The organism is Acidisoma sp. L85 (genome assembly GCF_009765865.1).
Classification (GTDB): Bacteria; Pseudomonadota; Alphaproteobacteria; order Acetobacterales; family Acetobacteraceae; genus Acidisoma.
In genome coordinates this window covers 13323-36649 of record NZ_LMUQ01000043.1, presented here as the reverse complement: position 1 = coordinate 36649, position 23327 = coordinate 13323, and the positions used below count along the sequence as shown (strand labels likewise).

Annotated in this window: 25 protein-coding genes and 1 pseudogene; 15 read left to right on the top strand and 11 right to left on the bottom strand. The window is 61.3% G+C overall.

Features of this window, described 5'->3' with window-relative positions; all coding sequences use genetic code 11:
• Positions 1-233: 233 nt before the first annotated feature.
• Entirely contained in the window at positions 234-680 is a 447-nt protein-coding gene (gene ssb, locus GSQ83_RS12480; protein WP_158803226.1) for a single-stranded DNA-binding protein, read from the top strand.
• Between the two features lie 334 nt (positions 681-1014).
• Here the strand turns inward: ssb and GSQ83_RS12475 are convergent, their stop codons facing one another.
• Positions 1015-1305: a WGR domain-containing protein gene (locus GSQ83_RS12475; protein WP_158803225.1), complete on the bottom strand. Its 291-nt coding sequence runs from the start codon at positions 1303-1305 to the stop codon at positions 1015-1017.
• A gap of 57 nt (positions 1306-1362) precedes the next feature.
• Here GSQ83_RS12475 and GSQ83_RS12470 point away from each other — a divergent pair, with 57 nt between their 5' ends.
• From GSQ83_RS12470 to GSQ83_RS31230, 3 genes are all read left to right on the top strand, one after another.
• The gene (locus GSQ83_RS12470) at positions 1363-1563 is read left to right on the top strand and encodes a hypothetical protein (RefSeq protein WP_158803224.1); all 201 of its coding nucleotides are present in this window, start codon (positions 1363-1365) and stop codon (positions 1561-1563) included.
• Between the two features lie 822 nt (positions 1564-2385).
• A complete protein-coding gene (locus GSQ83_RS12465; RefSeq protein WP_158803223.1) occupies positions 2386-2961 on the top strand; it encodes a hypothetical protein in 576 nt (191 codons plus the stop codon).
• 490 nt (positions 2962-3451) lie between these two features.
• The gene (locus tag GSQ83_RS31230) at positions 3452-3850 is read left to right on the top strand and encodes a multiprotein-bridging factor 1 family protein (protein ID WP_371418005.1); all 399 of its coding nucleotides are present in this window, start codon (positions 3452-3454) and stop codon (positions 3848-3850) included.
• Positions 3851-4394: 544 nt separating this feature from the next.
• On the opposite strand, the gene GSQ83_RS12455 is transcribed toward GSQ83_RS31230, so the two are convergent.
• Entirely contained in the window at positions 4395-4790 is a 396-nt protein-coding gene (locus tag GSQ83_RS12455) for a hypothetical protein (RefSeq protein ID WP_158803221.1), read from the bottom strand.
• Between GSQ83_RS12455 and GSQ83_RS12450 the strand changes: the two genes are divergently transcribed.
• Complete coding sequence (locus GSQ83_RS12450) at positions 4777-4992, top strand: hypothetical protein (protein WP_158803220.1); 216 nt, start codon at positions 4777-4779, stop codon at positions 4990-4992. The two genes, GSQ83_RS12455 and GSQ83_RS12450, sit on opposite strands and share 14 nt — an antisense overlap.
• 695 nt (positions 4993-5687) lie before the next feature.
• Here GSQ83_RS12450 and GSQ83_RS12445 read toward each other — a convergent pair.
• The 3 genes from GSQ83_RS12445 to GSQ83_RS29880 are packed head-to-tail and all read right to left on the bottom strand — an operon-like array spanning position 5688 to position 7723.
• Positions 5688-6350, bottom strand: a complete 663-nt coding sequence (locus GSQ83_RS12445; protein ID WP_158803219.1) for a hypothetical protein — start codon at positions 6348-6350, stop codon at positions 5688-5690.
• A 19-nt stretch (positions 6351-6369) separates the two neighbouring features.
• A complete protein-coding gene (locus tag GSQ83_RS12440; RefSeq protein WP_158803218.1) occupies positions 6370-7209 on the bottom strand; it encodes a hypothetical protein in 840 nt (279 codons plus the stop codon).
• A gap of 4 nt (positions 7210-7213) precedes the next feature.
• The gene (locus GSQ83_RS29880) at positions 7214-7723 is read right to left on the bottom strand and encodes a hypothetical protein (protein ID WP_216850089.1); all 510 of its coding nucleotides are present in this window, start codon (positions 7721-7723) and stop codon (positions 7214-7216) included.
• A 278-nt stretch (positions 7724-8001) separates the two neighbouring features.
• Here GSQ83_RS29880 and GSQ83_RS12435 point away from each other — a divergent pair, with 278 nt between their 5' ends.
• Genes GSQ83_RS12435 through GSQ83_RS12425 form a run of 3 tightly spaced genes read left to right on the top strand, consistent with a single transcriptional unit; the run spans position 8002 to position 12218 of the window.
• Entirely contained in the window at positions 8002-8376 is a 375-nt protein-coding gene (locus tag GSQ83_RS12435) for a hypothetical protein (protein ID WP_158803217.1), read from the top strand.
• Positions 8376-11627: a MobF family relaxase gene (mobF, locus tag GSQ83_RS12430; protein WP_254065648.1), complete on the top strand. Its 3252-nt coding sequence runs from the start codon at positions 8376-8378 to the stop codon at positions 11625-11627. The genes GSQ83_RS12435 and mobF overlap by 1 nt, the downstream gene beginning before the upstream one ends.
• Positions 11628-11666: 39 nt before the next feature.
• On the top strand, positions 11667-12218 hold the full coding sequence (locus GSQ83_RS12425) for a cupin domain-containing protein (RefSeq protein WP_158803215.1): 552 nt from the start codon (positions 11667-11669) through the stop codon (positions 12216-12218).
• A gap of 65 nt (positions 12219-12283) precedes the next feature.
• On the opposite strand, the gene GSQ83_RS12420 is transcribed toward GSQ83_RS12425, so the two are convergent.
• Positions 12284-12994, bottom strand: a complete 711-nt coding sequence (locus tag GSQ83_RS12420; RefSeq protein ID WP_158803214.1) for an SDR family NAD(P)-dependent oxidoreductase — start codon at positions 12992-12994, stop codon at positions 12284-12286.
• Between the two features lie 130 nt (positions 12995-13124).
• Between GSQ83_RS12420 and GSQ83_RS12415 the strand changes: the two genes are divergently transcribed.
• From GSQ83_RS12415 to GSQ83_RS30505, 3 genes and pseudogenes are all read left to right on the top strand, one after another.
• On the top strand, positions 13125-13265 hold the full coding sequence (locus GSQ83_RS12415) for a LysR family transcriptional regulator (RefSeq protein WP_371418001.1): 141 nt from the start codon (positions 13125-13127) through the stop codon (positions 13263-13265).
• 177 nt (positions 13266-13442) lie between these two features.
• Positions 13443-15080 carry an ISL3 family transposase gene (locus GSQ83_RS12410; RefSeq protein ID WP_158803277.1) on the top strand — a complete coding sequence of 546 codons (1638 nt, stop codon included), beginning with the start codon at positions 13443-13445 and terminating at the stop codon, positions 15078-15080.
• A gap of 45 nt (positions 15081-15125) precedes the next feature.
• A pseudogene (locus GSQ83_RS30505) lies at positions 15126-15907 on the top strand (transposase); the annotation flags it as partial.
• 209 nt (positions 15908-16116) lie between these two features.
• Here the strand turns inward: GSQ83_RS30505 and GSQ83_RS12395 are convergent.
• Complete coding sequence (locus GSQ83_RS12395) at positions 16117-16989, bottom strand: NmrA family NAD(P)-binding protein (protein WP_158803211.1); 873 nt, start codon at positions 16987-16989, stop codon at positions 16117-16119.
• 44 nt (positions 16990-17033) lie between these two features.
• The gene (locus GSQ83_RS12390; protein ID WP_158803210.1) at positions 17034-17456 is read right to left on the bottom strand and encodes a DoxX family protein; all 423 of its coding nucleotides are present in this window, start codon (positions 17454-17456) and stop codon (positions 17034-17036) included.
• Positions 17457-17578: 122 nt separating this feature from the next.
• Between GSQ83_RS12390 and GSQ83_RS12385 the strand changes: the two genes are divergently transcribed.
• Positions 17579-18298 carry a LysR family transcriptional regulator gene (locus GSQ83_RS12385; protein ID WP_216850087.1) on the top strand — a complete coding sequence of 240 codons (720 nt, stop codon included), beginning with the start codon at positions 17579-17581 and terminating at the stop codon, positions 18296-18298.
• 305 nt (positions 18299-18603) lie between these two features.
• Here the strand turns inward: GSQ83_RS12385 and GSQ83_RS12380 are convergent, their stop codons facing one another.
• The gene (locus GSQ83_RS12380; protein WP_158803209.1) at positions 18604-19173 is read right to left on the bottom strand and encodes a hypothetical protein; all 570 of its coding nucleotides are present in this window, start codon (positions 19171-19173) and stop codon (positions 18604-18606) included.
• Between the two features lie 68 nt (positions 19174-19241).
• Between GSQ83_RS12380 and GSQ83_RS12375 the strand changes: the two genes are divergently transcribed.
• Positions 19242-20015, top strand: a complete 774-nt coding sequence (locus GSQ83_RS12375) for a response regulator (protein ID WP_158803208.1) — start codon at positions 19242-19244, stop codon at positions 20013-20015.
• Positions 20016-20026: 11 nt separating this feature from the next.
• The gene (locus GSQ83_RS12370) at positions 20027-20476 is read left to right on the top strand and encodes a helix-turn-helix domain-containing protein (RefSeq protein ID WP_158803207.1); all 450 of its coding nucleotides are present in this window, start codon (positions 20027-20029) and stop codon (positions 20474-20476) included.
• 620 nt (positions 20477-21096) lie between these two features.
• On the opposite strand, the gene GSQ83_RS12365 is transcribed toward GSQ83_RS12370, so the two are convergent.
• Complete coding sequence (locus GSQ83_RS12365) at positions 21097-22020, bottom strand: IS630 family transposase (protein WP_254065646.1); 924 nt, start codon at positions 22018-22020, stop codon at positions 21097-21099.
• A 519-nt stretch (positions 22021-22539) separates the two neighbouring features.
• Between GSQ83_RS12365 and GSQ83_RS12360 the strand changes: the two genes are divergently transcribed.
• A complete protein-coding gene (locus tag GSQ83_RS12360) occupies positions 22540-22896 on the top strand; it encodes a hypothetical protein (RefSeq protein ID WP_158803206.1) in 357 nt (118 codons plus the stop codon).
• Positions 22897-23079: 183 nt separating this feature from the next.
• Here GSQ83_RS12360 and GSQ83_RS12355 read toward each other — a convergent pair whose 3' ends face one another.
• The gene (locus tag GSQ83_RS12355) at positions 23080-23316 is read right to left on the bottom strand and encodes a hypothetical protein (protein WP_158803205.1); all 237 of its coding nucleotides are present in this window, start codon (positions 23314-23316) and stop codon (positions 23080-23082) included.
• Between the last annotated feature and the right edge of the window lie 11 nt (positions 23317-23327).

Below are 23327 nucleotides of genomic sequence, written 5' to 3'. Positions count from 1 at the left end.
GCGCTTCGCTTCGGCCGTCTCGCCCCTTCTCGTGTTGCTGCGGCTTGAACCAACCGCGCGCTGGAAAACGGGTAGGTCCTCGCCATACTCACTGCGTTCCGTGTGGCTCTGGTCCAACGCAAGCACGTTCCGTTGTCCGTCTCTTCCGGCCGGTTCCCAGGGGCCGCACACGAAGGGACGCCGACGGCATAAGCCAGACGCCTTCTCTTGGTTGTAAAATGTGAGAAAATTACATGGCTTCCGTCAACAAGGTGATCCTGATCGGCAATCTCGGTAAGGATCCTGAAGTCCGCAGCAGTCGAACCGGCGACAAGATTGTTACCTTCAACCTTGCCACGAGCGAGAGTTGGAATGACAAGGCGTCCGGCGAGCGTAAGGAGCGCATCGAGTGGCATCGCGTCGTCGTGTTCAACAGCCAGATCGCGGAGGTCGCTGAACGCTTCCTGAAAAGGGGTGCGAAGGTCTACGTCGAGGGCCAGCTTCAGACGCGGAAATGGGTCGACCAATCCGGCATTGAGCGCTACTCCACCGAGATCGTGCTCGCTCGCTTCAAAGGCGAGATGACGATGCTTTCGAGCACGAATGGTGGCCATCGCCAGACCGCCACGGCGGATGAAAGCATGGGCGATGGAGACCTGCCGCACACAGGCCCCGATTTGGAAGACGAAGTTCCATTCTAGGGCTGCGCTCGCCAACGACCCGCGCTCCACGTGCGGGTCGTCAACCGTTCATCCCAATGTGGAGGATTCGGGTGAACCGCGCGACGGTCAATCGGAATGGGAGCCTCGCCAGCGTCGGCGCTTGTTGACCTCGCCTTCAGATACAGCTGTCTGTCTCCTGTTGCCCCCCGGTTGCTGGCGGCGTTTGGCATGAACAAAGCAGTTAATTCCGCGCAGTGTGATCGTCCTGAGATCGCGGCTTCAGGACGCGGCCCTAAAGCCCCAGCCCCAACCCCAACCTGTTCCGGCGACATCCAGGATGTGTCGCCCCGGCCAAGTCGCGCGACTCAACCGTCTAAGGCCGCGGCCGATACCCTCTTCGGTGCTTGGATCGTGCAATTCGGGCCAGAGCATTGAGAGCAGCTCCCGAATCAGGATGCGGGTCCGTCCGCTGGCGACCATCCGTCCCGATCCGGCCCCACTGGCGCATCAGAAGCGCGCGGCCGAACAAGTCCGGCCACACCTCCATCCTGTAATACCGCCACTCGTTTAATTCCGGCCGAATGCGGCACAACACCGCGCTGTCCGGAAACAGTGGCAGCTGTACCGGCTGAGGTTTCTTTCGGTTCGCACCACGAGTCGCCATGACAGGAGCCTAGCAAATTGCGGGACGGTGAATAGACCCGCGATCACGGAGCTCGCTATGGATGATTCCGGTTTTACATTCGCGGCGGCCCGCACCTGCTTCGTGTGTGGTGCGCTCGCCAGTTTCGGTTTCAACACTCGCGCCGGCGAGGTCTGGACCTGCATGAGCCACCGGTCGGAGGGCGACAAGCTCCTGGTCGCGCCGGCGTCGTCCGGAAACAAGACAGCGCCGGGGCGGACCGCAGGCGGAGGTCGGTGATCAGGCTACGGGATCGGCATGCAGGACGCTCACTCTCTGTTCCCGAAAGCCGCCTGTCCCGCGCAGCTTCGGTAGGATCTGGCCTGTGCAGTTCCTCTCCAGCCTCCTCACCCAGCGAAGCAGAGGCAGGATCAGCATTTTCGGCAGCCGGTCGGGCAGCCCGCTCCGCTACGTCAACTTTGTGACGGCACTCCTCAGCCGACTTTCGAACACGCTCGCGCTAAGAGTCGCGGCGTTGCAGCCTCTATGCCGATCAGTTTGGAATGGCGGTCTGTGAGCTTGAATTACTGCTCAATCCTCCGCTGCGCTGAAGGTCGTTCCGAAGAACCTCCAATGCAACCCGCGCCTTAGGCAGCCACGTTGCTTTGGCAAAAACCAGGTGCCGGTCCTCGATGACAGTCAGACCCTGGTGGGGAGAGACGACCAAGGAGGCTCGGAGAGTAGGGAGGCATGGGGCACAGGCTGGCACTCAATGCCAGGGGCGGTTCTCAAGGGACGGTGCAAGCACGGCCGGCGGTCTGGGTGCGGGTCTCGCTGACCATAGGGAATGTCGATCGCATGCACCGGTGGTCCGCCTGGTCTGCCCTGTCCGGTCTCACCCCTCGGGCTGTTGTGGTCTGAACCGGGCGTCACTCACTCCAACCCCCACTTTGCCAAACGGCAAGCGCCTGCGGTTCGCACGGCACCGGGTCGCTGCGCTCCCGCACCACTGCCGTCCTCAGAGGCTTCCGCTCCCTCCTACCCGGTTCTGGTCGACCACACCCGAGGGGGAAAGCCGGCACTGGGCCGGCGAACCTTTCCGGCGCAAGAGAGATCGAAATCATGGCCAGCAAGACCCGCACCCAGACCGCCGCCCGCACCACCCAGACCCGCCAGCCCGTCACCCTCGAACTTGCCGCCAGCCTGTGCCCCCACAGTGCCCTCGCCGAAAACCTCTCCCGCACCTTCGGCCTCGAGCCCGTCGACACCGCCGGCATCCGCGAAGCAACCGAAGAGCACCTGGCCCTCGCCTCCAAGGAACTCCCCCTCTCCGAAAAGGCCCTCGAGATGCATCTGCAGCGGATCGTCGGCGCCTATGTCAGCTCCGCCTTCGGGGCCGGCCAGTTTTACACCGGCAAGGTCACCCTGGCCCGCGAACTCACCATGAAGGTCGCCAACGAAGACCGCGACGAAGACCGCGATGGCGTGAGCGGCTTTGAAAGCAGGGCCGAGCGCGCCCGTATCTTCGCCGGCGAAATGGGTCTCCAGGCGCATGCTCTCCTGGCGGCCGCCGAGGGCGCGGTCTCCGCCTACGCTCACCTCACCGGCAATGAGTGGAAGCCCTACGAGGCTCCGAGCCAGGCCCAGAGCACCAGCCGCGCCAGCGCAACCGTCCAGATGGGCGCCTTCGAAGGCTGAGACTACGGCGGGAGCTTCGGCTCCCGCCTCCTACCTTTTAAGCAAACGGGCGTCGCACGTTTGCGGCACCAACCGCGTGTTGGCACCGAGCGTTAACACAACGAGGCGGACTCCAAGGGCGAGCGTGCGTGGCCGCTCCACGACCCCCCTTTTGTCCGCGCCTTGCACAAGCAGAGCTGCCGGTTGCACAGAGCAGTTTCCGGAATCCACGCTGCGTCACGCCAGCAGGTCAGGCAAAAGCAGATCATGACGTGTGGGCACGCCAATGCCGACAGCTCCCGCCCTGCCGGCCAACTATCGCGGCTTTAACTAACCAAACTTCGTCAATGGTCCTGATACACAAACATCCTTCACCTGAGCGACCTCGTGGTGCAGTCTTACTCTCGTCGGCCACGCCGTCACCAGGAATCCCTGTGTGGCAAAGGGCACGATAGTCGATGCGAACAGGGGCGGAGTCGTCGTTCGCACCGAAATCTTCGATGCTCGGTCAATGGATCCGATCGGCAGTGTGGCCCCGCGCACAGAGACAGATCACAGTCATTCGTCAGCAATTTTGATCCCCAGAGGCTCGTGTGTCCAAAATGGCCACATCCCGACGGCAGCGTCATGTGGCCATTATGGACACAGTCCCGCGCCGCCGATGTCTCCCTATCGTTTGTCGGTTTGCCTGATCATCCTGGGCTGGTCCGAGCGAGAACTCGCCAGGCGAACCGGTGAGCACCGGACGACGCTCCGACGTTGGCTGGCCGGCGAAGGCCAAATCGATCCTTCCGTCGCGAAATGGCTCGAGGTGCTGGTCGCCGTCCATATTACCAATCCGTGCCCGCGACGGAAACCACTTTCAATTCTTGATGACACTCTGATCAATGGAGCCGCCGCGAACAGCTGAATGCGTACTGCCAGCCAACGCGTCGGGCGGTCACGAAGAGCTCTTGAGAGCGTGCAAGGAAGAAAGCCTTCACTGCTCTCCTGCAGTAATGCCGGCCGAGGTCGCGTCGCCTCAAATGGTCGGTCGTCGCCATGCTCGGCCGAAAATGGCCCGCGCGTGGCTCCGTGCGGCTCCGGCCGCGCCGAAGAAGCGCGCCTTTGACCCGACACGAAGGCCAGCATTTACACCGCTCAGCAGCGATTGGGCTGCAGACAAAGAGCGAGAGCAAACCAATGGATCACACCCTCACGCAAGACACTCTGGCAATCACGTCCATGGCCGGCTGGTTGTCCTGCTAGAAAATCGCCGAGGGTTCTGGGAAACGCCAGTGAGCTACACACGGATCGCTCAGACCGAGGTCATCCCTGAGAACGAATGGCCATACTGACGGAGCGGCCGGGCCCGAAAGGCCCGGCAATACCCGCGCGCTGGCAGCGCCTGTGCCTGTGCAGCGTTAAGGCAAGACTGATTTGGCACGTTCGCGCTGCCACAGCTCTTTACCGCTTTAATGAAGATAGGCGAACCCGGGCTTACCGTTTGACATCATCGACGGCACGCAGCGCGCGGCTGGGTCCGCGACACTGCTCCATGGGCTCAGGGATTGCGACGCAATCCAAACGAGCTTCCCGTTCGGAAACAGCAACTCCTCAAATCCATTCACCTTGTGAACAGGTGAACGGACTGCCACTGTCATTGCCGCCCAGCCTAGTTCAGGAGCGTCAGCACGGGGGGCGGCGCGAACAACCACATGTACCGAGGGGTCGAGCGACTGCTTCTGCGATAGGTTTAGTTTCATACAGGTCCAGCCTCCCAGAGGTTTTACCGCGTGCAATCCTTGCGCGGAAGCACCGATAGCGATGAACGAAAAGGCAAGCACGAGCCCGGTGATGGTGAACCGCATCGTCATTTCCTACGTCAAAATGGAAGCTGTAGCGGCGCTTCCGATCTTATTCGATACCGACGTCCGCCACTGCGCGACAGTCTCGCCCAATGTAATGCCGTTGCTCGCCAGAGTTGCCGCAGAGGTCGTTGATAAGACAGACGCCATTGTCGCGCTTCCATCAGCCGTGGCGATGGCCGCGCCGGAGGGACCAAAATTATAATAACTCCTGACGTCCAACACCGTAGGGTCAGCCACTCCATCATTCTCTAGCGACTGCGCTCCCTGTTCAAATATTCGGCCGCTGCGATCGCCTCCGTCGCTGGGTCACTCTGACCTGCAGTTCCCGGGACGATGTCCGCCACCAGGGCTGGATCTTGCGCCAGCGCCGCTGCTAGACTCGACTGAAAGGTCGCGGTGGTCATCTGGAACGCACCGGTGATACTCCCCGTTCCAGCCACGTTCTGACACCCACTCTCGAGAACGCACGTTGCCGCCACCGCTGTCGCGTTGACCCCGAGTGCCTCCGCACTTTGCTCTGCAGAGGCACCCCACGATGTCCCCAACATTGTGTCGAGGGCACTGCTGTCCGTTGACGTCCCCGCCCCGCTCGTGCCGCTGGTCCCAGTCGTGCTACCCCTATCGAAACCGTTCCCGCTTGCATCGTGAACGGAGGCAGTCCAACCTCGGTGGCCTCGGGGATAATTTGCTGCGGCACACCGGTTAATGTTTGTGGTTCTGGGTCAGCCACCGCGGCCGATCCCCAGAACACAAATCCAACTGCTGAACCGGCCAAAAGCTGCTTTGCTCGCCATCCCGCCGTCCTTCGGCCTCTCAGATGCCTCCATTGTCCTTCCACACGCACCTCCTCGATCAGGTTAGATCTGATCGTCGGGCTATCCGGTACGAACCGACAGCCTAAATCCCAGAGAAGTCTTTCATCTCGCAGAGTCGATTCCCCTTGTCGTCCTCCCAATGTGACGTCAGTTGGCAGCGTTCGATCGCAATGCCAATGTTTTCAACGCGGCCGGCCATACCCCAGTCCGACCACGTGCCCCAGACGTAGCCTGTCAGCACCAGGCCCACCATCAGCGCGCCGATGCAAAGGGCGCGCATCCACTCGCGTTCGTGATTGTATCGACGCTGCTTAATGACGAGCGCCTCGCGAACCCCGCGCGTCATGTCCGGCAAAATGTCTTTGACCAGCTGGGTCAAGACCGCGGTTTTATCGACCTCGATCTTCTCGATTGCCTGCCGCGCACCCCTGTCCAGGTTCTCTATCACGCCACTCGCCTTCGCCAGCGTTTGGCGCGTTCGCTCCGTCACGACCCTTTGCCGGGCCAACTCATCCTCTCCCGCCGCCTTCGCCCGCTCGACAATGGTGAGCAGTGCATCCGCGACGCCCAACGCTACTTCCGCGAACCCGGCCTGCGTGCTGATCATTGTCGAGATGAAAACCCCTTCGGGATATTCAGGCCGCACCCCCCAATCACGCGCGGCCGTCTCGACAGCGGCTAGCCGGTCTGCAAAGCGGCTGCGCATTTCCGCGAGATCCAAGGGCGGCGGGACCGTGTCCGACACCCTTCGCTCCTGGCTGTTCTCAAGCACTGGCGGCATCCTCGGTCGAACTCTCGCTAGCAGCTGGGATAGCGATCGGCCTGGCCCCAGGCCGATAGGGCAGCCACAGCGGCGGGATAGACGCGATGAAAACAGGCACAGCCTTCTGCCACCAAATCGCAACCCGCTCCTGGTCAAAGAATGAGAGGCGGGGGCGATCGCCCTTAATCACTCCCTCCCCGGCTTCAGAGAAGGTGAGGCCGCGGTCTGTAACCTGCGACATACAGGATAGCGGCGGCATCATCACGAGGTGAGCGCCCTGATCGATCGCAGCCGTCACGACGGGATGACGACGGATCGCGGCGAATGCATGGGCGGCTGATCGCCCCGACATAATCAAGCCAGCATTCAGCACAATCAGTGTCGCTTCAGGTGCGAAGAGTTGGCGCGCCGTGAAGTGCCGTAGATAATCAACGTCTGCTTGTTCTGGTCCGATGACGTGGGCAAGCACCACCCGGATTCCCTGGCGCTCCAATGTCTGGACGATTGGGATCTCCTGGACCAACCGGCTCAGGGCCGTGTCGCCGCCACCGACATCAAGGAAGGCATTATATTGACCGTCAATCTGATCCTGAATTCGCTCCTCCAGCCAAGACTTCACATCCTCGAATTCAGATGAAGGTGGCTCCAGCACATCGCGGTGGAACAGCGGAAGGTTATACGTCACGTTAAGAAGGTCGGCATTCCAGATGACCAACTCCGTCCCCTGCTCTCGCAAGGACTGGATGATGGTATTTAGCAAGGTGGTTTTGCCGACCCTCTGTCGGCCAACACCAACGAAGAGGACAGGGCGACCGTCGTGGGGCTGCGATGCTTCTGACAAGGTTTCAGGTCCTTTGTTTTGGCCGGATGATATGCCGGTCCAAGTAGGCAAACTGTTCGTCGACCGCAGCCAACTGCGCTCTCACTCGCTCCGATAGATGTTCGTCACCTTGTTGAGCGGGAACAGGCGCAGCCGTCGGCGGACTGACCCGGCGACCTACCGAGGTGTCCTTCGTCGTGATCGGCGGCTGCCAATCTCCTTTTTGTCGGCTTCGATCGGATGGTGGCTTGGCGGACTTCGTGGCTCCTTGGTCAGCCACTTCGGCCGCGATGTCGGCGCAGACGCGGAGCCAAACCTTACGCACCGACCATTTGTTGGGAGGGGCTCCTTGCCGCCCCACGACGCCGGCATCCAGGACAACGGCAAGGAGACCGTCCCAGCCAGCGCCCGTGGCCTTGAAGGCCTCCCCCACCATTCGGTGGTTTTCACGAAGCCAGCGGTACAGGTGACTGTTACGCGGATACGCTCGCGCCTTCATCGTCGCTCTCGCTCGCTCGTGCTCTTCCTTGGTCATAGGAAGAGGCTGATGCGGATTGGCGCGAACGAAGAGACGCAGTCAGATTAAAATCAGTTCATGTTCTTCCGAGCGCTGGACGTGAAATTTCCGCCCAGTTGCCGTGAGTTTTCCCTCGACTTGCCGTCGGCTTGCCGTGAGCTTTCCGTCAAAAAGGGTTTTCCATACACCATTGCACCCGTCGTGCACGGCGACACGCATTGACGCAGGTCGAGAAAAACGTCTGACGTCGTTCGCACCGATTTTCGGGATGCTCTCACGAACACGAGGAGAGCATCATGGCGACCGAGGCGACCGATATTCTGATCCGCATTATTCGCGGACAGGACGAACTGAAGTCTGAGCAGGCGCAGATCGCCGGCACCCTCGAAGCACAAGGGGCGATCTTGCGGCTCCTTGCGGAGCAGCTGGGCGTCGTCATCGGGAAGCTCACGCCTGAGCTTGGTGACGGGCCGTCAATGCAGGAATTGCTGGCTGAGTTGGTGGCGAGAGTCGGTGATAACGGGGCCCTCCTCCGACGCATCGATCGCCGCACCGACAGCATGGCCACGAGCCTGCCAGACGATGTGGTCCGCGCCATGAAAGGGACGTCCGGGACGAACGGGTATGGGGCCGCTGCCGGCCATGGCGCGGACGGGAGTGCTGCCTCGTGATGACCTTCCGCAAGCTGGCGGCCGCGTCCGCCGGCAAGCTGATCCGCGCCTACTTCACCGAGAATACTCCGCAACCGGCCCATGACTTCCGGACGGACCCTGGCAGGGTGCTGGACAGCGGCGGCCGGCTCACCTCGTACTACACGGGGCGCGACAGCCGCGCGACGTGGCGGCCGGATACGCCTGCTGAGGTGGCGCAAGCGCTTGGTATCGATCCACGGACCATGCCCAAGGACGCCGATCTCGATCGGCTATTCGAAGCCAAGCGCGCCGATACCGGGGAAGCCTGGACAGAGCAGAAGCGCAAGGTCAGCGCCTATGACCTGACGCTGGCACCGCACAAGTCAGTCACCCTGGCGGCCGAATTCGCAGCGACGGCCGCCGAGAGCGCCATGATCTGGCACGCCATCGATCGTGCGAACGACGCCACCATGCGCTTCGTGGCTCGGGAGGTCGGTTGGGCGCGTAAGGGGAAGGCCGGGGAGGACGGCGCCGACCCGGGGGAAGTCGGGTGGGTGAGCTTTCGTCATCATACCGCCCGGCCCACCCTACCCGTGCAGGATGGCGCGCACGGCGCAACCTACCTGGCGCAATCGCCGATCGGCGGTGACCCGCATGCTCACATCCACAATGCCCTCTTCAACCTGGTCGTCACCGAGGACAGTCGCGTGGGCTCCCTCGATACTCAGCGCCTTCATAGCCGTGTGCACGAGTTCGGCGCCTTCTTCCAGGCACGATTGGCCGATGAACTGCGGCGCCTTGGCGCCCGGATCGGCTACGACAAGAATGAACAAGCGATCGTGCTCGAGGCGATCCCGCAACAGGCCGTCGATCTGTTCAGCAAAGGTCGCCGGCAGATTCTGGGATCTGCGAAGGCCTATGCTCAGTCTCAAGGGCTTAACTGGGACGCGCTATCCATCGAGGGCAAGTTCAAGATCCTTTCCACCGCCGGCCTTGCCTCGCGCTTGAAGAAGCATGGTGACAAGAACGACCACGAAATCTGGCGGGAGCAGGCCGCCACGATTGGCTGGCACCATCAGACTATCCTCGACGAAACCCAGCACGAGGTGCGGCCGGCTGCCGAACGCTTCGACGCCGCCTACCGCTTCGCCGCCCGCCATCTTGCCCAGGAATTCCACACGGCCGCCGTCATCGACCACGACAAGCTCCGGATGTATGCGGCGCGGAGCCTGATCGGAACCGGCATCGCCGGCGGTGTTAGTGACATCGATCAGGTGGTGTCGCTCATCGAGCAGCGGGGCCTGACGCTGAAGGGCGAACAGGTCGCACTCATCCTTGGCATGTCCGGCGACAAGGTCCGCGTCACCAACACCGCCCAGGTCCGGATCGAGGAAAGCCTCGCCGCGGAGGCGACCCGCGCGGCGGCCGACAAGGCCGGCGCTCTAACCCACGGCGCCATCGCGGCGGCGATTGCCGCCTCGGGCCTGGATTTCACGTCAGAGCCGGATCACGGGGCTGCCCAGAGGGCGGCGATCTATGCGCTTGGCCAGGGAGGTGCCCTCTCGCTGCTCACAGGCGTGGCGGGCGCCGGGAAGACCACGCTGGTCAAGCCTTTGGTCGAGGCCTGGAAGGCCGATACCCGTTTTGATGCGGGTGGTCGGGACGTTTTGGGATTGGCGACGGGCTGGAAGCAGGCAGACGCCCTCAAGGATGCTGGCGTTGTCAGAACGATCGCCATGGATCCGCTCCTTAGGGCGATCGAGAGCGGCGAATTCGCAGCCAGCCGCAATACGGTCCTGGTGATCGACGAAATCAGCCAAGTCGCACCCCGCGCAATGCTCGCTCTCTTGCAGCTCCAGCGCAAGACCGGCCTGACCATCAAGGCCTTGGGCGACCGGGAGCAAGCGCAGTCGGTCGAGGCGGGCGATGCCATTGAGATCTTGCGGCGGGTGTTGCCGAAGGAGGCACAGGCCGAGCTGCTCAGCACTGTCCGCCAGAAAGGACGCAACGCATCCGAGACGCGTCGCCTGCGGATGATCGCGGGCCTGTTCCGGGGCGCCGAGCCTGACCTCGATTCCGCGGACAGGCTTCCCGGAAAGCAACGCGGCCGGGAGATCAGCGGGCCACGCCTCGCTAATGGTCAAGCCGAGCTGGAAGCGGTGGAGCGACGCAACCATCACCTTGGCGAAGTGGAGAAAGCCCTCGCCATGAAGCGCCAAGACGGCACCGCCCGCTTCATCGGCGGCGACCAAGACCAAGTCATCGGCCGTATCGCAGACTTTTACATGCAGCGTCGGGACGCCCTCACAGCCGCTGGCTCAAAGGGGAGCATCACCGTCTCAGCGCCGACTAACGCCGACACCGCTGACCTCAGCCGCGCCATCCGCGACCGGATGCAGGTGCGTGGCGAGCTTCGCAATGACGAGCAGGTCTATGAGGCGATCGATCAGCGCGGCGAACACTATGCCATCCCTATCGCGACAGGCGACAAGCTCCGGCTGTTCCGGCGGACCTGGGCCAAGATCAACGGCAAAGGCGGCTCGATCGGCAACAATGGCGATATCGTCGAGGTGGTGGGCCGCATGGCGAACGGCTTGGTGTTGCGCGACAAGGCCGGGCGCCTGGGCGAGGTCGAGTGGAAGCGCCTCGAGCACAAGGCGACAGGGCGGCTTCTGGTCGGCTTCGGGCATGCCATGACGATCGACGCCGCGCAGGGGATCACCTCGGACGAGCACATCAACGCCCTGCCCCGCGGCACCGCCGGTATGACCGGGTTCACGGCCTACGTGGCGGAAAGTCGGGCGCGTGGAACTACTTGGACGATGATTTCGGATGTGGCGACCTTCGACGCCGTTCGCAGCCGGCGCGCGTTGGGTGACCTGACGCCGATCAAGGCCGAGGACATGTGGTCCAAGGTGGCCGAGGACATGGCCGCCAAACCCTACAAGGCGCTCGGCATGGACCTGATGCAGGCGGCTCGAGAGGACCGCGACTTGGCGGTGCGCTCCTTCATGGCTGCCGGACATCGCGTGGAGACGATGGAGCTCCAAGGGCGCAGCATTGGCCGCGAAGCCCGCGGCCGAATGCAGGCCGAGGCCGTGCGCAAAAGCATTCCGGCGCTCATTGCCTCGCTGGACCACGCGATCGCGGCGGCCGAGACGACCCTCACCGGACCCTTGTCCGACCGGGAGGGCCATCTCCGTAGCCTCCGGATTGACGCGGAGCTGTCGCGGCGCGAGATGGATCACGTGGCAACCCGGCGATCCTCCTCGCCATCGCCAGGGACCTAGGTTCGCCGCATCGCACGACGGGATACTCGGAGGATGTTCATGGTTGAGGAAGTCAAACTCGGCGACATGATCGATATGGTCGGCGCTCGTTTTGAGATGGTCGCGCGAATGGGCATCACGCCTGGCGACACTGTTCTCTTTCGGACGCGCATGGCGCCGGGCAAAATTGTTCCCCTGCACGGTCATATCGATCCCGAGTGCTTCTATGTTCTTGAAGGTCGCCTCGACGTGTTTCTTATGGACGATGCCCCGAAATGGAATGTGGTCACAGCTGGCCGGAGTTTGCTGATCGCCGACGGCATCAAGCATGCGGTCCGCAACTCGGCCGAGACAGCCGCAGACCTCGTGTTGGCCACGAACAACCGGTTCGCTAGTTTTCTCGGTGAGGCCGGTTGCCTCGTCGCGGCGAATGCACCTTTCGCGGCTCCGGATATTCAAAGTCCGCTCCCGAGACCTCGACCGGGCCGTCTGAGCGATGGGCATGGGCGCAAAGCCGACGGGATGTTCCGCCACGCAATGCAGGCTTTCGCGCCCGCCCGCTTGGACCGCTGGCGTCCGGGTTGGGTCGTCACGGAATGTCAACTCGCGTAAAATGGCTAAGAAGCTGCCGTTTGCACAGTCGCTCGATCCCTCAAGCGCCATGCGGCGGCTCGCCTTCACCATGGCACCGTCTTGCCGAACCGGTCGAGATATCGCAGCCCCGGTCGCCCCTGCTGGGCGATGAGCGTATCGACAATCTGCGGGATGGTCTCCTCGACGCCGAACGGCGCCTCCGGTCCGCCCAGCTCGGTACGAATCCAGCCCGGCGCCATCAGCAGTATCGCCCGCTCGTCGTCCGCATGGCGCGCGGCATAGCTCCGCATGTACTGGTTGAGCGCCGCCTTGCTGCCGCGATAGACCTCGTGGCCACCCTTGGTGTTGTTGCTGATGCTGCCCTGGCCCGACGACATGACGCCGATCACGCCGCCCTCATGCACAACGTCCTGCAAACCCTCGACGGCACGCATTGCGCCGAGCGCGTTGGTTAGCATCACGCGCACGAACTCATCGGTTGAGACCTCCGCGATCGTCTCGCCCTGATTTCGGTTGGCGGTGCCGGCATTGACGAACAGCATGTCAAAGGCGCGGCCCGAAAGCTTGTCGCACAATCCCGCAATCTGGTCGGGCTCGGTGATGTCCAGAGGTTCGATCGAAACCCGGTCACCGTGCGCGTCGGCCAGATCATGCAGCCCGGTCCGGCCACTTTCGCGCACCGTGCCGATGACATGCCAGTTTTTCGCCACGAACTCGGCCGCCATCGCCAGGCCAAGACCGCGCGAGGCACCGACCAGCAATATGGTTTGAGTAGTTTCAGTATTCGGCTCCATGGCGCTTTTCCTTCTGTATCGGGTCCGAGCCGAGAATAGCGGGTCCGATGCGTGCCGCCAGCCGCACAGGATGCAAACATCGATTGCACGCGACGCTATGCCTTTGCAGACTGGGCTGTATGATACGGCAATGAAGACGGTCGATCTGAACTTGTTGGGAGCGCTCGATGTGCTGCTCGCGGAACGTAGCGTAACTGGGGCCGCCCGCCGCCTTGGGCTCAGCCCGTCGGCGATGAGCCGGACACTGGCGCGGCTAACAATTCCACTCTGACGTTCCAATCCACTCCGCGTCCCCCGGCAAAACCAGGGTGACCGTAGGTTGAGGGACGGAGGGTGGGCCAAAATCCGCCAGCACTCCGGGCCAGAATTCGGTTCTTCCGCACATTTCGTGCTGGTTTGGCTTGTACTCGAGGACTGGATCGAGGAGACACCTGGACTCACGTCCAAGGTGCTCAACGTGCCCCCTTCCTTGCTTTCCTTCATCCCTCGCGCGCTACAAGTGATTCGCGTGGTGCCGACTGCAGATCGAGTGACAATCGAGGCGTCACCCCGCCCAATGGTCGCGGATTGTCCAACCTGCGGCGTGGCGTCGACACGGGTTCACAGTGTTTATCGGCGCGTTTTGAGTGATCTACCGTGGCAAGGACGAGCCGTGACGATCCGGGTGGCAGCGCGCCGCTTCCGCTGTCGCAACCGGATTTGTTCGCGCCAGACATTCGCTGAACGTCTGACAGGGGTAATACACCCGTCGAGCCGACAGACCGAAAGACTTCGAGATTTGCATCGACATCTAGCGTTCGCGCTGGGCGGTGAGGCTGGTGCGCGCCTTGCGACGCGGCTTGCAATCCCGACCAGCCCGGACACGCTGCTGCGATTGGCATCGGCCCTGTCACGCATTGGAGCGCCCGCGCGAACTCCACGAGTGCTCGGGATTGACGATTGGGCGTGGAGACGAGGACGTCGGTACGGGACAGTGGTGGTGGACCTGGAGACCAACCACGTGGTGGATCTCTTGCCCGACCGGGAAGCAGGAACTGTTGCAGCTTGGCTGCGCGATCGCCCCGGTATCGAGGTCGTAGCCCGTGACCGTGCTGGCGCTTATGCCGACGGCATTCGGCAAGGGGCGCCCGCCGCGGTGCAAGTAGCCGACCGGTGGCACCTGCTCAGGAATCTCGGCGAGGCCGTTCAGAACCTTACCGACAAGCACAGTGCCGCCGCCGGCCGCGCGGCCCAACACGTAAGGGCGAATCTCCGCGCGTCCGCCGCATCGGCCCCTCCTGCTGCCATGACAGCCGCCACCTCGAAGCCGACCGCTGCGGAGTTGATCAGCATGGCATCGCGTGCGCGCCGACAGTCTCGGTACGAGGAGGCCGCGCGACTGCGCAGCGCTGGAGCGTCGATCAAACGCGTCGCCGCCGAACTCGGCGCCGAGCGCAAGACGGTCCGAAGATGGCTCCGATTGGGGCACGCCCCGCTGTGGAAGCAGCCGCCGAGCGGCGGCATCCTCGACCCTTTCGCCGACGTCCTGACGTGCCGGTGGAATGAAGGATGCCGCAACGCTGCCCAACTCTGGCGCGAACTGGTGTCCCTAGGCTTCCGCGGGCGACCGAGCACAGTGCGGCACTGGGTGAGCAAGCATCGCCGAGACGACGCAGGCGAGGGCAAGATCGCGGCTGATCCCCTGCCGCCTATCTGGCCGGTTCCGCGGGGGTATCGGCTGGCACGGCTGCTTATGTCGGGAACATCAAGGCTGACCGCCGAGGACGAACTCTTCAGGACCAAGCTGCTCGAGGACGAGCCCGCGCTCGCCGCGGCCGTCGCTTGGGCGCAGCAGTTCAATGCGCTTCCCCGACGCAAGATTAATGGCGATCTCGGCACGATCCTTGCCGCCGCCGCTGACACCATGCTCGCGCGGTTCGCCGCAGGTTTACGTCGCGACTTCGCAGCAATTTCGGCGTCGCTTGAATTGCCCTGGACCACAAGCCCCGTGGAGGGACAGATCAGTCGCCTGAAGATGCTAAAACGCACCATGTACGGCCGCGCAGGCTTCGAACTCCTTCGCGCTCGGGTGCTGAACGCAGCCTAACGTCAAACCAGCACGAAATGTGCGGAAGAACCCAGAATTCGCTAGCAAAGCCAGCCCGACGGCCAAATATCGTTGACCGATCCCGACGCGCGTTCCATGGCGACCAGCGGCCGTGGCACCGGCATCGTCGGCTACAACGTGCAGCTTGCTGTGGACACAGAACACCACCTGATCATGGCGCATGAAGTGGTCAATGAGGGACACGACCGCTCGCAACTCGTATTAATGGGATTGGGAGCCAAGGATGCCGCGCAAGCCACCGAGATCACGATCCTGGCCGATCGGAGCTACTTTAACAGCGAGCAGGTGCTGGCATGCGATGGAACCGGCGTGTTGCCTGCGTGCCGAAGATAGACACCTCCGGCAGGCTCAAGCTGGGTCTCTTCGCGCGAGGTGACTTTGTCTATGACGCGACCGCTGACCACTACACCTGCCCGGCTGGCGCACACCTGACCAAAGGCGTCGAGCGCTCGGACAACCGTGGCGACATCACTCATTACCGCAATCTGACCGCCTGTCTCAGCTGCGAGCTCAGACCACGTTGCACACCGGAGAATATCAAACGCTTCAAGCGCTGGAAGCATGAGGTGGTGCTCGACGCCATGCAAACCAGGCTCGACCAACTGCCCGACGCGATGGCGCTGCGCCGCCAAACCGTCGAGCATGTCTTTGGCACGTTCAAAGCCTGGGGCGGCATTACACCCTTCCTGACCCGCACACTCGAAAAAGTCCGAACCCAGATGAGCCTCGCAGTCCTGGCCTATAACATAAAAAGGGTCATCAAGCTTCTCGGGGTGGCGCCGGTGCTGCAAGCCATCCGAGCCTGACGGCGGGGGTAAGCCCTGATCGTCACGACCAGCTAGCCGTCATACCAAAGAGCGTCAGAACGACGTATTCACACAGCCTCGGTCGAGAGCCGACGGGGGCTTTATGGCCTCTTGGGTGGAAAGCTGTCAGTCCGGTTTAGGCCGGCATGATCAGAAACCGGACATTTCCCGTATGGCATGACTAGCCGAAACCTGACAGAGACCCCGACTCACGCCTTGGCGGCGTTCTGTGCAGCCTCGAATACATCACGTGCAGGCGTTTTACCCGCCACGTGCCCCGTATTCTCGGCTCCGAGGTCCATCCATCCCGCGTTAACGGCGTCAAACATTTCTTCGGCGGGTCCGGTGTGGCCATTCGGGATGCCGAACCGTTCGAACGCTTCCGCCCAACCTGCGCGCGGAACCGCAACTGCTTTTACGTCGAGATTCAGAACTTCACCCAATTGCTCCGCGACTTCATCCGCGCTGACTATCGAACCAAGCTCGACGACGCGCTGCCCTGACCAAGCTGGCCCAGTCAAAAGGGTTGCGACCTCCGCGCCAATGTCGTTCGTCGCGATCATGGTCGACTTCCGGTTTGTCGGATTATAGTAGACTGGCAGCGTTCCGCCCTGGGCGACCTGCAAGCCGTACAAGAAGTTTTCGAAGAATCCACCTGCGCGCACAAACGCGATTGGGGATGTCAGGTCGCGAAAACCTCGCTCCAGAAGAGACAAGGCCGTGATCATCCCGAGCCCGCTGGTCCTGTTCGCACCCATTGACGAAAGTGCCACCACCCGCGGCGGCGCTGTCTTGGTGAGCGCCTCGACATAGTTTGCAATCACGCCCTTTGCTTCTCTGTAGTCGGGCGAGGGCGCCCAGACAGCCGGCAACATGACGAAAGCGCCTTCGACGCCCTCGAGCGCTTGCTCGACGGCTGCCGAAGCATTCCAATCGCCGTCTACCAGTTCCACGCCCTGATTTGCCCAGTTTGACGCCCTTTCGCGATCGCGAACCAGCGCGCGTACCTCCTTGCCGTGCGCCAACAGATGCTTTGCCGTCGCGCCGCCAACTTTTCCCGTAATTCCCATTACTAAAAACATGTGTTTTCTCCTAATCTTGAGGGACAGAAGACTGCCCTCTTGGTTCAACGGATGAGCGGCAGAATGGCCCGGATACGGGGATCGCGCGCGTAGAGGCCGCCCCATGTCATCGCGCCTAGAAGCAGGGAAATGATTTCCGGCGGCGACCCCAGCTCACCGATGCGGACATGGGCGCAGATGGGACCTCCTAGATAGCCTGTCACCAGGATCGCGCCGAGGACGGCAGTGGCCGGGATGGCGTAACAGATAGCGCAGACGAGTAGGACCGGGCCCACGACACTGGTCAGGTCCGTCGCGAAGCCGGTTTCCTGCAACATGCTTGCAATCTGTGCCGGCGCGAAAAGCTGAATAATGCCATCTGCCATCAGAGCGATAACGACAATCGCGTTCATGATCCGGCCGGCCCACAGGCTGTGATGCAAGGTTATAGCTTCACGCGCGTGATGCAGGTTCATTGTTTCGGACACTCGTCATTCTCCAATGAGGAAGATCCTCATATTTGGGAGGTTACTATGTCTCTTTGGTGTGATAAACGCTGGGGCAATGAACTCACTGTTCTCTTTTTAATAAACAATACCGAGGCCGGAGTATGCAGAATCTCGAATCCATCCTCATATTCATCACGGTCGCGGAAATGGGGAGCTTCACCCACGCGGCTGATAGCCTGGGCATCCAAAAAGGGAGGGCCTCAACGGCGGTCCGGAAACTGGAAGAAGATGTCGGTGTCAGGCTTCTGCACCGGACGACGCGCAGCGTGCAGTTGACGGAGGACGGACGCGCATTTCATGCGCGTGCCCGCGATCTACTGGCTGAAGTCGATGACCTGCATTCGATGTTCGCGTGCGATCGCGTAGCACTTCGCGGTCGTTTGCGGGTCGATCTTCCGACCGAGGTCGCGCGCACAACGGTCGTGCCGGCCTTGCCGGGTTTCATGGCGACTCACCCCGAGTTGGAGCTGGAGATATCGAGCACGGATCGGCAAGTGGATCTGGTTCAAGAGGGGTTCGACTGTGTATTGCGGCTTGGACCCATAGGGGACGAGACGCTGATTGCCCGCCCGCTTGGCCTGTTGCGCATGGTCAACGCTGCCAGTCCAGCCTATCTGGCGCGATATGGCGTCCCTCGATCGCTTGAAGATCTCCAGCGTCAGGAACATCGGACAATCATTTTTCGACGACGCTGGGCGCTAGACCCTATGGATGGGAATATCCGGACGGCGACAGTTACGCGACGCTTCAGTTGCCTGGTGCGCTCCACGTCAACAGCGCGCAGACCTACGACGCCGCCGCCGTCGCCGGCCTTGGCCTGATTCAGGCACCGCTCTTGGGAATTGGCCAATACTTAGAAGTGGGGCGCTTGTGGAGATCATCCCCCCTTTTCGTCGCCGGGCTATCGCAGTGTCCCTTGTCGTAGCACATCGGAGCAATCTGTCGCGCCGCACCCGCGCATTCATGAAATGGATCGAAGATGTGCTGACGCCGTATCTAGAATAGTGGCGTCCGTTCCGGCGCGACGGGCGCCGAGAGCAGGTAGCCTATCCCGGCCAAGACTAGCTTCAAGATCAACAGCGGCCAGCCTCAGGTCTGATGCTCATGTATTTAAGGTTCCCGAGGTTCATGCCGCCAATTGCTCGATTAGACCGTCTATCAATTTGAGCAACTCCGGCGCCCCCATCGCAGACGGTCGAGCGGGTGCTTGACGGCCTTGGCGCGCTCGGTCCCGCTCCGCCAGCGCGGCAAGGCTGTTCCGGCGTCCCACTTGAGCACTTCTAGATACAGAAGTCTCAATACGCACCAGCACCCGCATGTCATCCGCGTTGATCGGGCCGGTCGGTGTGCCGGGATCGACGGCGCCTGCGAACACCGCGGCGCTTGTCGCTTCCAACATCGGCAGCAGATCAGTCACAGGCGGCTCCGTGCCCTCCCCGCCCTCCGGATTCACGTGGCCTGCACGAAGCATGGCGATGTGCTTGGACCCCGCAGCGTCGATTGCCGCGTCTGCACATGCAGCGATTGGTTGCCGCTCCTTGGCGCCCGCGGCGAAGGCGTCCAGCATCGCCGCGAGAATTTCGCCATCCTCGACCTTGTCCGTCGCCGACGTCCTGCCCGTGAGTAGATTCTCGACGATGGTCCGGGTTGTCCCGACAGTTGCGCGAATATCTGTCTTCGACGGTGCTGCGAGCATAATCGGGCGATTGAGGCGGGTCGGGCCGGAGGTGTCCAGCTTAGCATGGAAGACCTTGGCGTAAACTATTGCGTAAAGCCGGCTTCGAAACGTCAGTCGTATCTTCCGGAGACGCGGTTCTGGACCAGTTGTCCGCAAAAGGCGACTTTGACGCCGTGCTGATCGACCTATGCATGCCGGAACTCTCCGGCACCGAGGCCATCAAGCTCATCCGGTTTCAGGAAGTATGCGAGGGCGAATCGGGGCGCCTCCCAGTCATAGCCATCAGCGCCGATGATCGGGCAGCGACGAAACAAGATTGCCTAAGTGCCGGCGCGGACGCCTTCCTCGCCCATCCGATAAGCTCCGATACCCTTGTGCAGACTTTGAACAGTCTCATCGTGGCTCGCGAAGATTCGCTGCCGCCGCCCATCAGCAACGTGATTCATTTAAAAGACCGCCTAGAGTATCGGCCAGTGAGCAGCCATGATCTCGACGTGACTATGCTCGAAGAGCTTTTCAGTTTCGCGGGTGAGGCCGGCGTTCGTAACTTCGGCAACGCAGTAAAAACAGACGTCGAAGTATCACTAAACTATATGCATGCTGCAGTTGCAAGCGGCGATATCGAGGGATTCCAGGCTGCGATGACGGGGGTGCTCAGTTCCACGGGCAGCTTAGGGGCTAACGGCGTGAAGTCGGTCTACTATCACGCAGGTCGATTAGAGCCGAGGTATCTGAAGACGATAGAACCTCTCATAATTGCGCGCGTCAGGTATGAAACCGAGGTGATCGTCGATGCCCTCGAACGCTTCATTGTGACGAAGACCGCTGAGGCGGGAGACAATGGCGGCCAATCAAAATGAGACCGATACAAGTGTTTTCAGATGCGAAGACTGCCTCCTCCTCAAAAGAGGACGCAGCCAGCAGTCCCACAGCGGCCGTTGATCTCGCCGTAGGGACGCGCCTGAAACGGCGACGTGAAGAATTGAATATCTCTTATCGTCAGCTTGGCGATGTTGTAGGCGTCTCGTCGATGCAGGTTCGTTATTATGAGACGGGAGCTCGTAGGTTGGGAGCCGCCCGTCTCTATGCCATCTCGCTTGCGCTCGATGTACCCATTGCGCATTTCTTCTCAGATCTGGAATGCAGAAATGAGGAAGTTTCGCACGAGCCGCGTGAAGTTTTCGTCGCCAAACCTCCTGAGGAGTTAGCGATAACAGAAGTCATGCGGCTAGGAAAACTCGCGCGGCAGGTCGACGACCCAAAGGTGCGCGCGATCATAAGAGAGATGATCCGAGGCTTTCCCGCATCGCCATCGGAGTAGGCCGATTGAGTTCTCCTTCTGTTCCGTGATGCTTTCGCTCCAGCTTCTCAGCGAAGCAAAGCGGAAGCTGCCGTCTGAAATCGCCGGAATCCCCGCGCGATTTCCTGAAGAGATGTCACGGTTGCTTGAAGGACTTCGTCATCTTCATGCGTCTCGATCGTCCGGACGAGGCATGGGAGTTCCACAGCCCCCATCGGCAGGCTTATGCTTCGTATAGCATGTAGCTGCCTTCTGAGTTCCTCGACATCGGCAGCTGTCATAGCCGTGATTAGCTTGGCATGAACCTCGACGAAATCGCTCGAGAACGTGTCCAGCAGAATCCGATAGGTGTCAGGGCCGAGATCCTTAACGAGAGCGTTCACGACTTGATGATCGATCGCTGGAGATTTGCAGATTCGTTCCGAATCAACCCCACTTTTCGCTTGGCCGTCGATCCCTTAGGTCTGCATTCTATCCATTGAGCGCCTCAACAACCTCCTTTAATCAGGTTTGGAAAATAGCTTACTCTGTCTCGTGCGGCAATGAACGTTGGGTCAACTCTGGAGCCTACAAGCTTCAGATCTATGCTACTGCGTCGCTGCAGGCATGGAGCAGCGCGTCGCAGTTAGAGCAGAATCCTTTCATTCTGGCTCGTAACCTGCGGCGGTGAAGTAGTTGGCGCACTCGGCAGGGGTGAATTGGTCGATGGCGCGTCCGATGGTTTCCCACAGTCCGTCGATCGTGCGCTCTGAGGCTTTGCGTAGGATGGCCTTGAGCTTGGAGAAGGCGTTCTCATTCGGATTGAAGTCGGGCGAGTAAGGCGGCAGATAGAGCAGCCTGGCAGCGGCCGCCTCGATCATCCTGCGCGTTTCGCCACCCTTGTGGGCAGGCAGGTTGTCCATCACCACGATGTCGCCGGGCTTCAGCGTCGGTGTCAGCACGTGGCGGACATAGGCGTGAAATACATCGCGGTTCATCGGCCCGTCGATCACCATCGGCGCGGTCATGCCGTTCAGACGCAAGGCGCCGATGAAAGTGGTGGTTTTCCAATGATGGGGTGGACGCCCCCCAGACGGCGCAGGCGTGCCATCTTGGTTGACGCACCGGTCTCGTCGATGAAGACCAGGCGTTGCGGATCGAGTTGAGGCTGCTCGTCGAACCAGGCCTGCCGCCGCGCCAGCACGTCGGGCCTGTCTTGCTCGCTGGCGTGCGCGGTTTTTCTTGAGGGTCATCGCGTGACGATCAAGGAACCGCCAAATGGTGCTGAGCGCCACAGGCAAGTCGTGCTCCCGCCGCAGCATTTCGGCCAGTTCCACCAGGGTAATGTCCACCTTGACCGCGACGGCACCGAGGATCACGTCCCGGTATGCCTCGATGCGATGCGAGCGTTGATCCCCGCCTTTTGGCTGCGCCCGCGTCGACCCCGTCGCTTTGAACGCCCGCATCCAGCGAATAGCGGTTGCAATACCGACACCGAACCGCTCAGCCGCCGCGCGCCGGGATAGCCCCGCCTCGACCGCCGCAATGACGCGCAGACGAAGGTCTTCTGATAAAGTCCGTCCCATGCTTTGCTGCCCCCTTCCAGCACGCGCAGAGAATCAGATCGCCGCCGCGTCGGGCAAGAACTTTCGAGTCGGATCGGTCGGTTTTTGCTCTAGCATCCAGTTACTCCGGCCTACGGTCACGCTCGAAAGCGACGTGCCTGTGGTGTAGAAATACGCCGTGATCGCGATTAACTTTCGTACATATCCCTTCTGCGCGAGCCACTATCTGGCGCGTCGGAGTGAGGCGGCGATGGTTCCAAAGCACGCCGACCTTGCGCGTGAGCTGCAAGAGGAGGCAATGCAGGTGCGATGGAGCGGCTAGAAGAAAGATTACATTCGCGAGATAGCTGGCAGACATTTGAGCTTAGCTTAGGGAGTTGCCCCGTTGAGATGGAATATCGGTATTGACAACATCGCGCGGGTTGTGGCGTTCCGCCCTCATGATCTCCTAGACCCAAAAATTCAACGACGTATGCGGGATTGACTCGGGCGCAAAACCTTACGTTCCTGAGGAGAGTGGGCCACTCATTTGGATTTGGCATGAGCAAGCTGAACGATCCGACTGCCGCGGGGTTCACGGCCGGCGAGCGAGAGTATATCCGGCGAGAGCTCGATATGTTCTTCTCGACATATCCGACGGTCGCCGAGGGCTTTATGCTCAAAACCTGGCGGGGCGGACCTGAGAGCGGAAAGCCTAAGCTCTCGCCCATCGCCAACGGTCTGATTGAGCGGGGGCTGATGCGGCTTGATACCGGATCACGTCCCCCTCGGTTATTCTTCACGACAAAAGGGTTGGCCGAGCTGCGGGCAATGATGACGGACCGCCGTTTCGCCGATCCGAAGAAGTTTCAGCACATCCGGCAGGAACTTGGCATCGACCCCGTTCCAGAATCCTAGGACGATTGTAACGTCAGCGACGTAGTTACCCCGCTTGTCACTGCAGGAAACGCGGAGCATGGAAACATCCGAAATGCTGACCAAGGCGTAGCTGGGTCAAGTTGCGAGATACAGGAAGAAAGCTGCAGGCACAGCAATGATTGTGACGCCGCGCGCCTCAGCTCAGATCCGTATGTGTAGGTCTCAGTCGATCCCAATTAAACGTGTCAGACGGCTTAGACCGTAACCCACGAGGCTTGCGACCAGCAGAGATGGAATGGGCCGATTCGTCGTCGCACGGCGGGTATCGGCCGCTACGGAGCGAACCCGATCCACAGTCTCACCATAGGCACCCTGAGCATCGGCGGCGACCTGGCGAGCTTTGCCTTCAAGAACGAGGATCGCTAAAGCAAAAGTTGCCAAAGCCAGAACTGATTTCATGGATGCATTCT

Coding starts and splice junctions, on each gene's coding strand:
- GSQ83_RS12435 (WP_158803217.1), top strand. CDS start 8,002: ATGGCGACCGAGGCGACCGATATTCTGATCCGCATTATTCGCGGACAG.
- GSQ83_RS12450 (WP_158803220.1), top strand. CDS start 4,777: ATGGTGAACCGCATCGTCATTTCCTACGTCAAAATGGAAGCTGTAGCG.
- GSQ83_RS12465 (WP_158803223.1), top strand. CDS start 2,386: ATGGCCAGCAAGACCCGCACCCAGACCGCCGCCCGCACCACCCAGACC.
- ssb (WP_158803226.1), top strand. CDS start 234: ATGGCTTCCGTCAACAAGGTGATCCTGATCGGCAATCTCGGTAAGGAT.
- GSQ83_RS29880 (WP_216850089.1), bottom strand. CDS start 7,723: ATGACCAAGGAAGAGCACGAGCGAGCGAGAGCGACGATGAAGGCGCGA.
- GSQ83_RS12365 (WP_254065646.1), bottom strand. CDS start 22,020: ATGGGACGGACTTTATCAGAAGACCTTCGTCTGCGCGTCATTGCGGCG.
- GSQ83_RS12355 (WP_158803205.1), bottom strand. CDS start 23,316: ATGAAATCAGTTCTGGCTTTGGCAACTTTTGCTTTAGCGATCCTCGTT.
- GSQ83_RS12470 (WP_158803224.1), top strand. CDS start 1,363: ATGGATGATTCCGGTTTTACATTCGCGGCGGCCCGCACCTGCTTCGTG.
- GSQ83_RS31230 (WP_371418005.1), top strand. CDS start 3,452: ATGGATCCGATCGGCAGTGTGGCCCCGCGCACAGAGACAGATCACAGT.
- GSQ83_RS12420 (WP_158803214.1), bottom strand. CDS start 12,994: ATGGAGCCGAATACTGAAACTACTCAAACCATATTGCTGGTCGGTGCC.
- GSQ83_RS12425 (WP_158803215.1), top strand. CDS start 11,667: ATGGTTGAGGAAGTCAAACTCGGCGACATGATCGATATGGTCGGCGCT.
- GSQ83_RS12360 (WP_158803206.1), top strand. CDS start 22,540: ATGAGCAAGCTGAACGATCCGACTGCCGCGGGGTTCACGGCCGGCGAG.
- GSQ83_RS12415 (WP_371418001.1), top strand. CDS start 13,125: ATGAAGACGGTCGATCTGAACTTGTTGGGAGCGCTCGATGTGCTGCTC.
- GSQ83_RS12455 (WP_158803221.1), bottom strand. CDS start 4,790: ATGCGGTTCACCATCACCGGGCTCGTGCTTGCCTTTTCGTTCATCGCT.
- GSQ83_RS12475 (WP_158803225.1), bottom strand. CDS start 1,305: ATGGCGACTCGTGGTGCGAACCGAAAGAAACCTCAGCCGGTACAGCTG.
- GSQ83_RS12395 (WP_158803211.1), bottom strand. CDS start 16,989: ATGTTTTTAGTAATGGGAATTACGGGAAAAGTTGGCGGCGCGACGGCA.
- mobF (WP_254065648.1), top strand. CDS start 8,376: ATGACCTTCCGCAAGCTGGCGGCCGCGTCCGCCGGCAAGCTGATCCGC.
- GSQ83_RS12385 (WP_216850087.1), top strand. CDS start 17,579: ATGCAGAATCTCGAATCCATCCTCATATTCATCACGGTCGCGGAAATG.
- GSQ83_RS12380 (WP_158803209.1), bottom strand. CDS start 19,173: ATGCTCGCAGCACCGTCGAAGACAGATATTCGCGCAACTGTCGGGACA.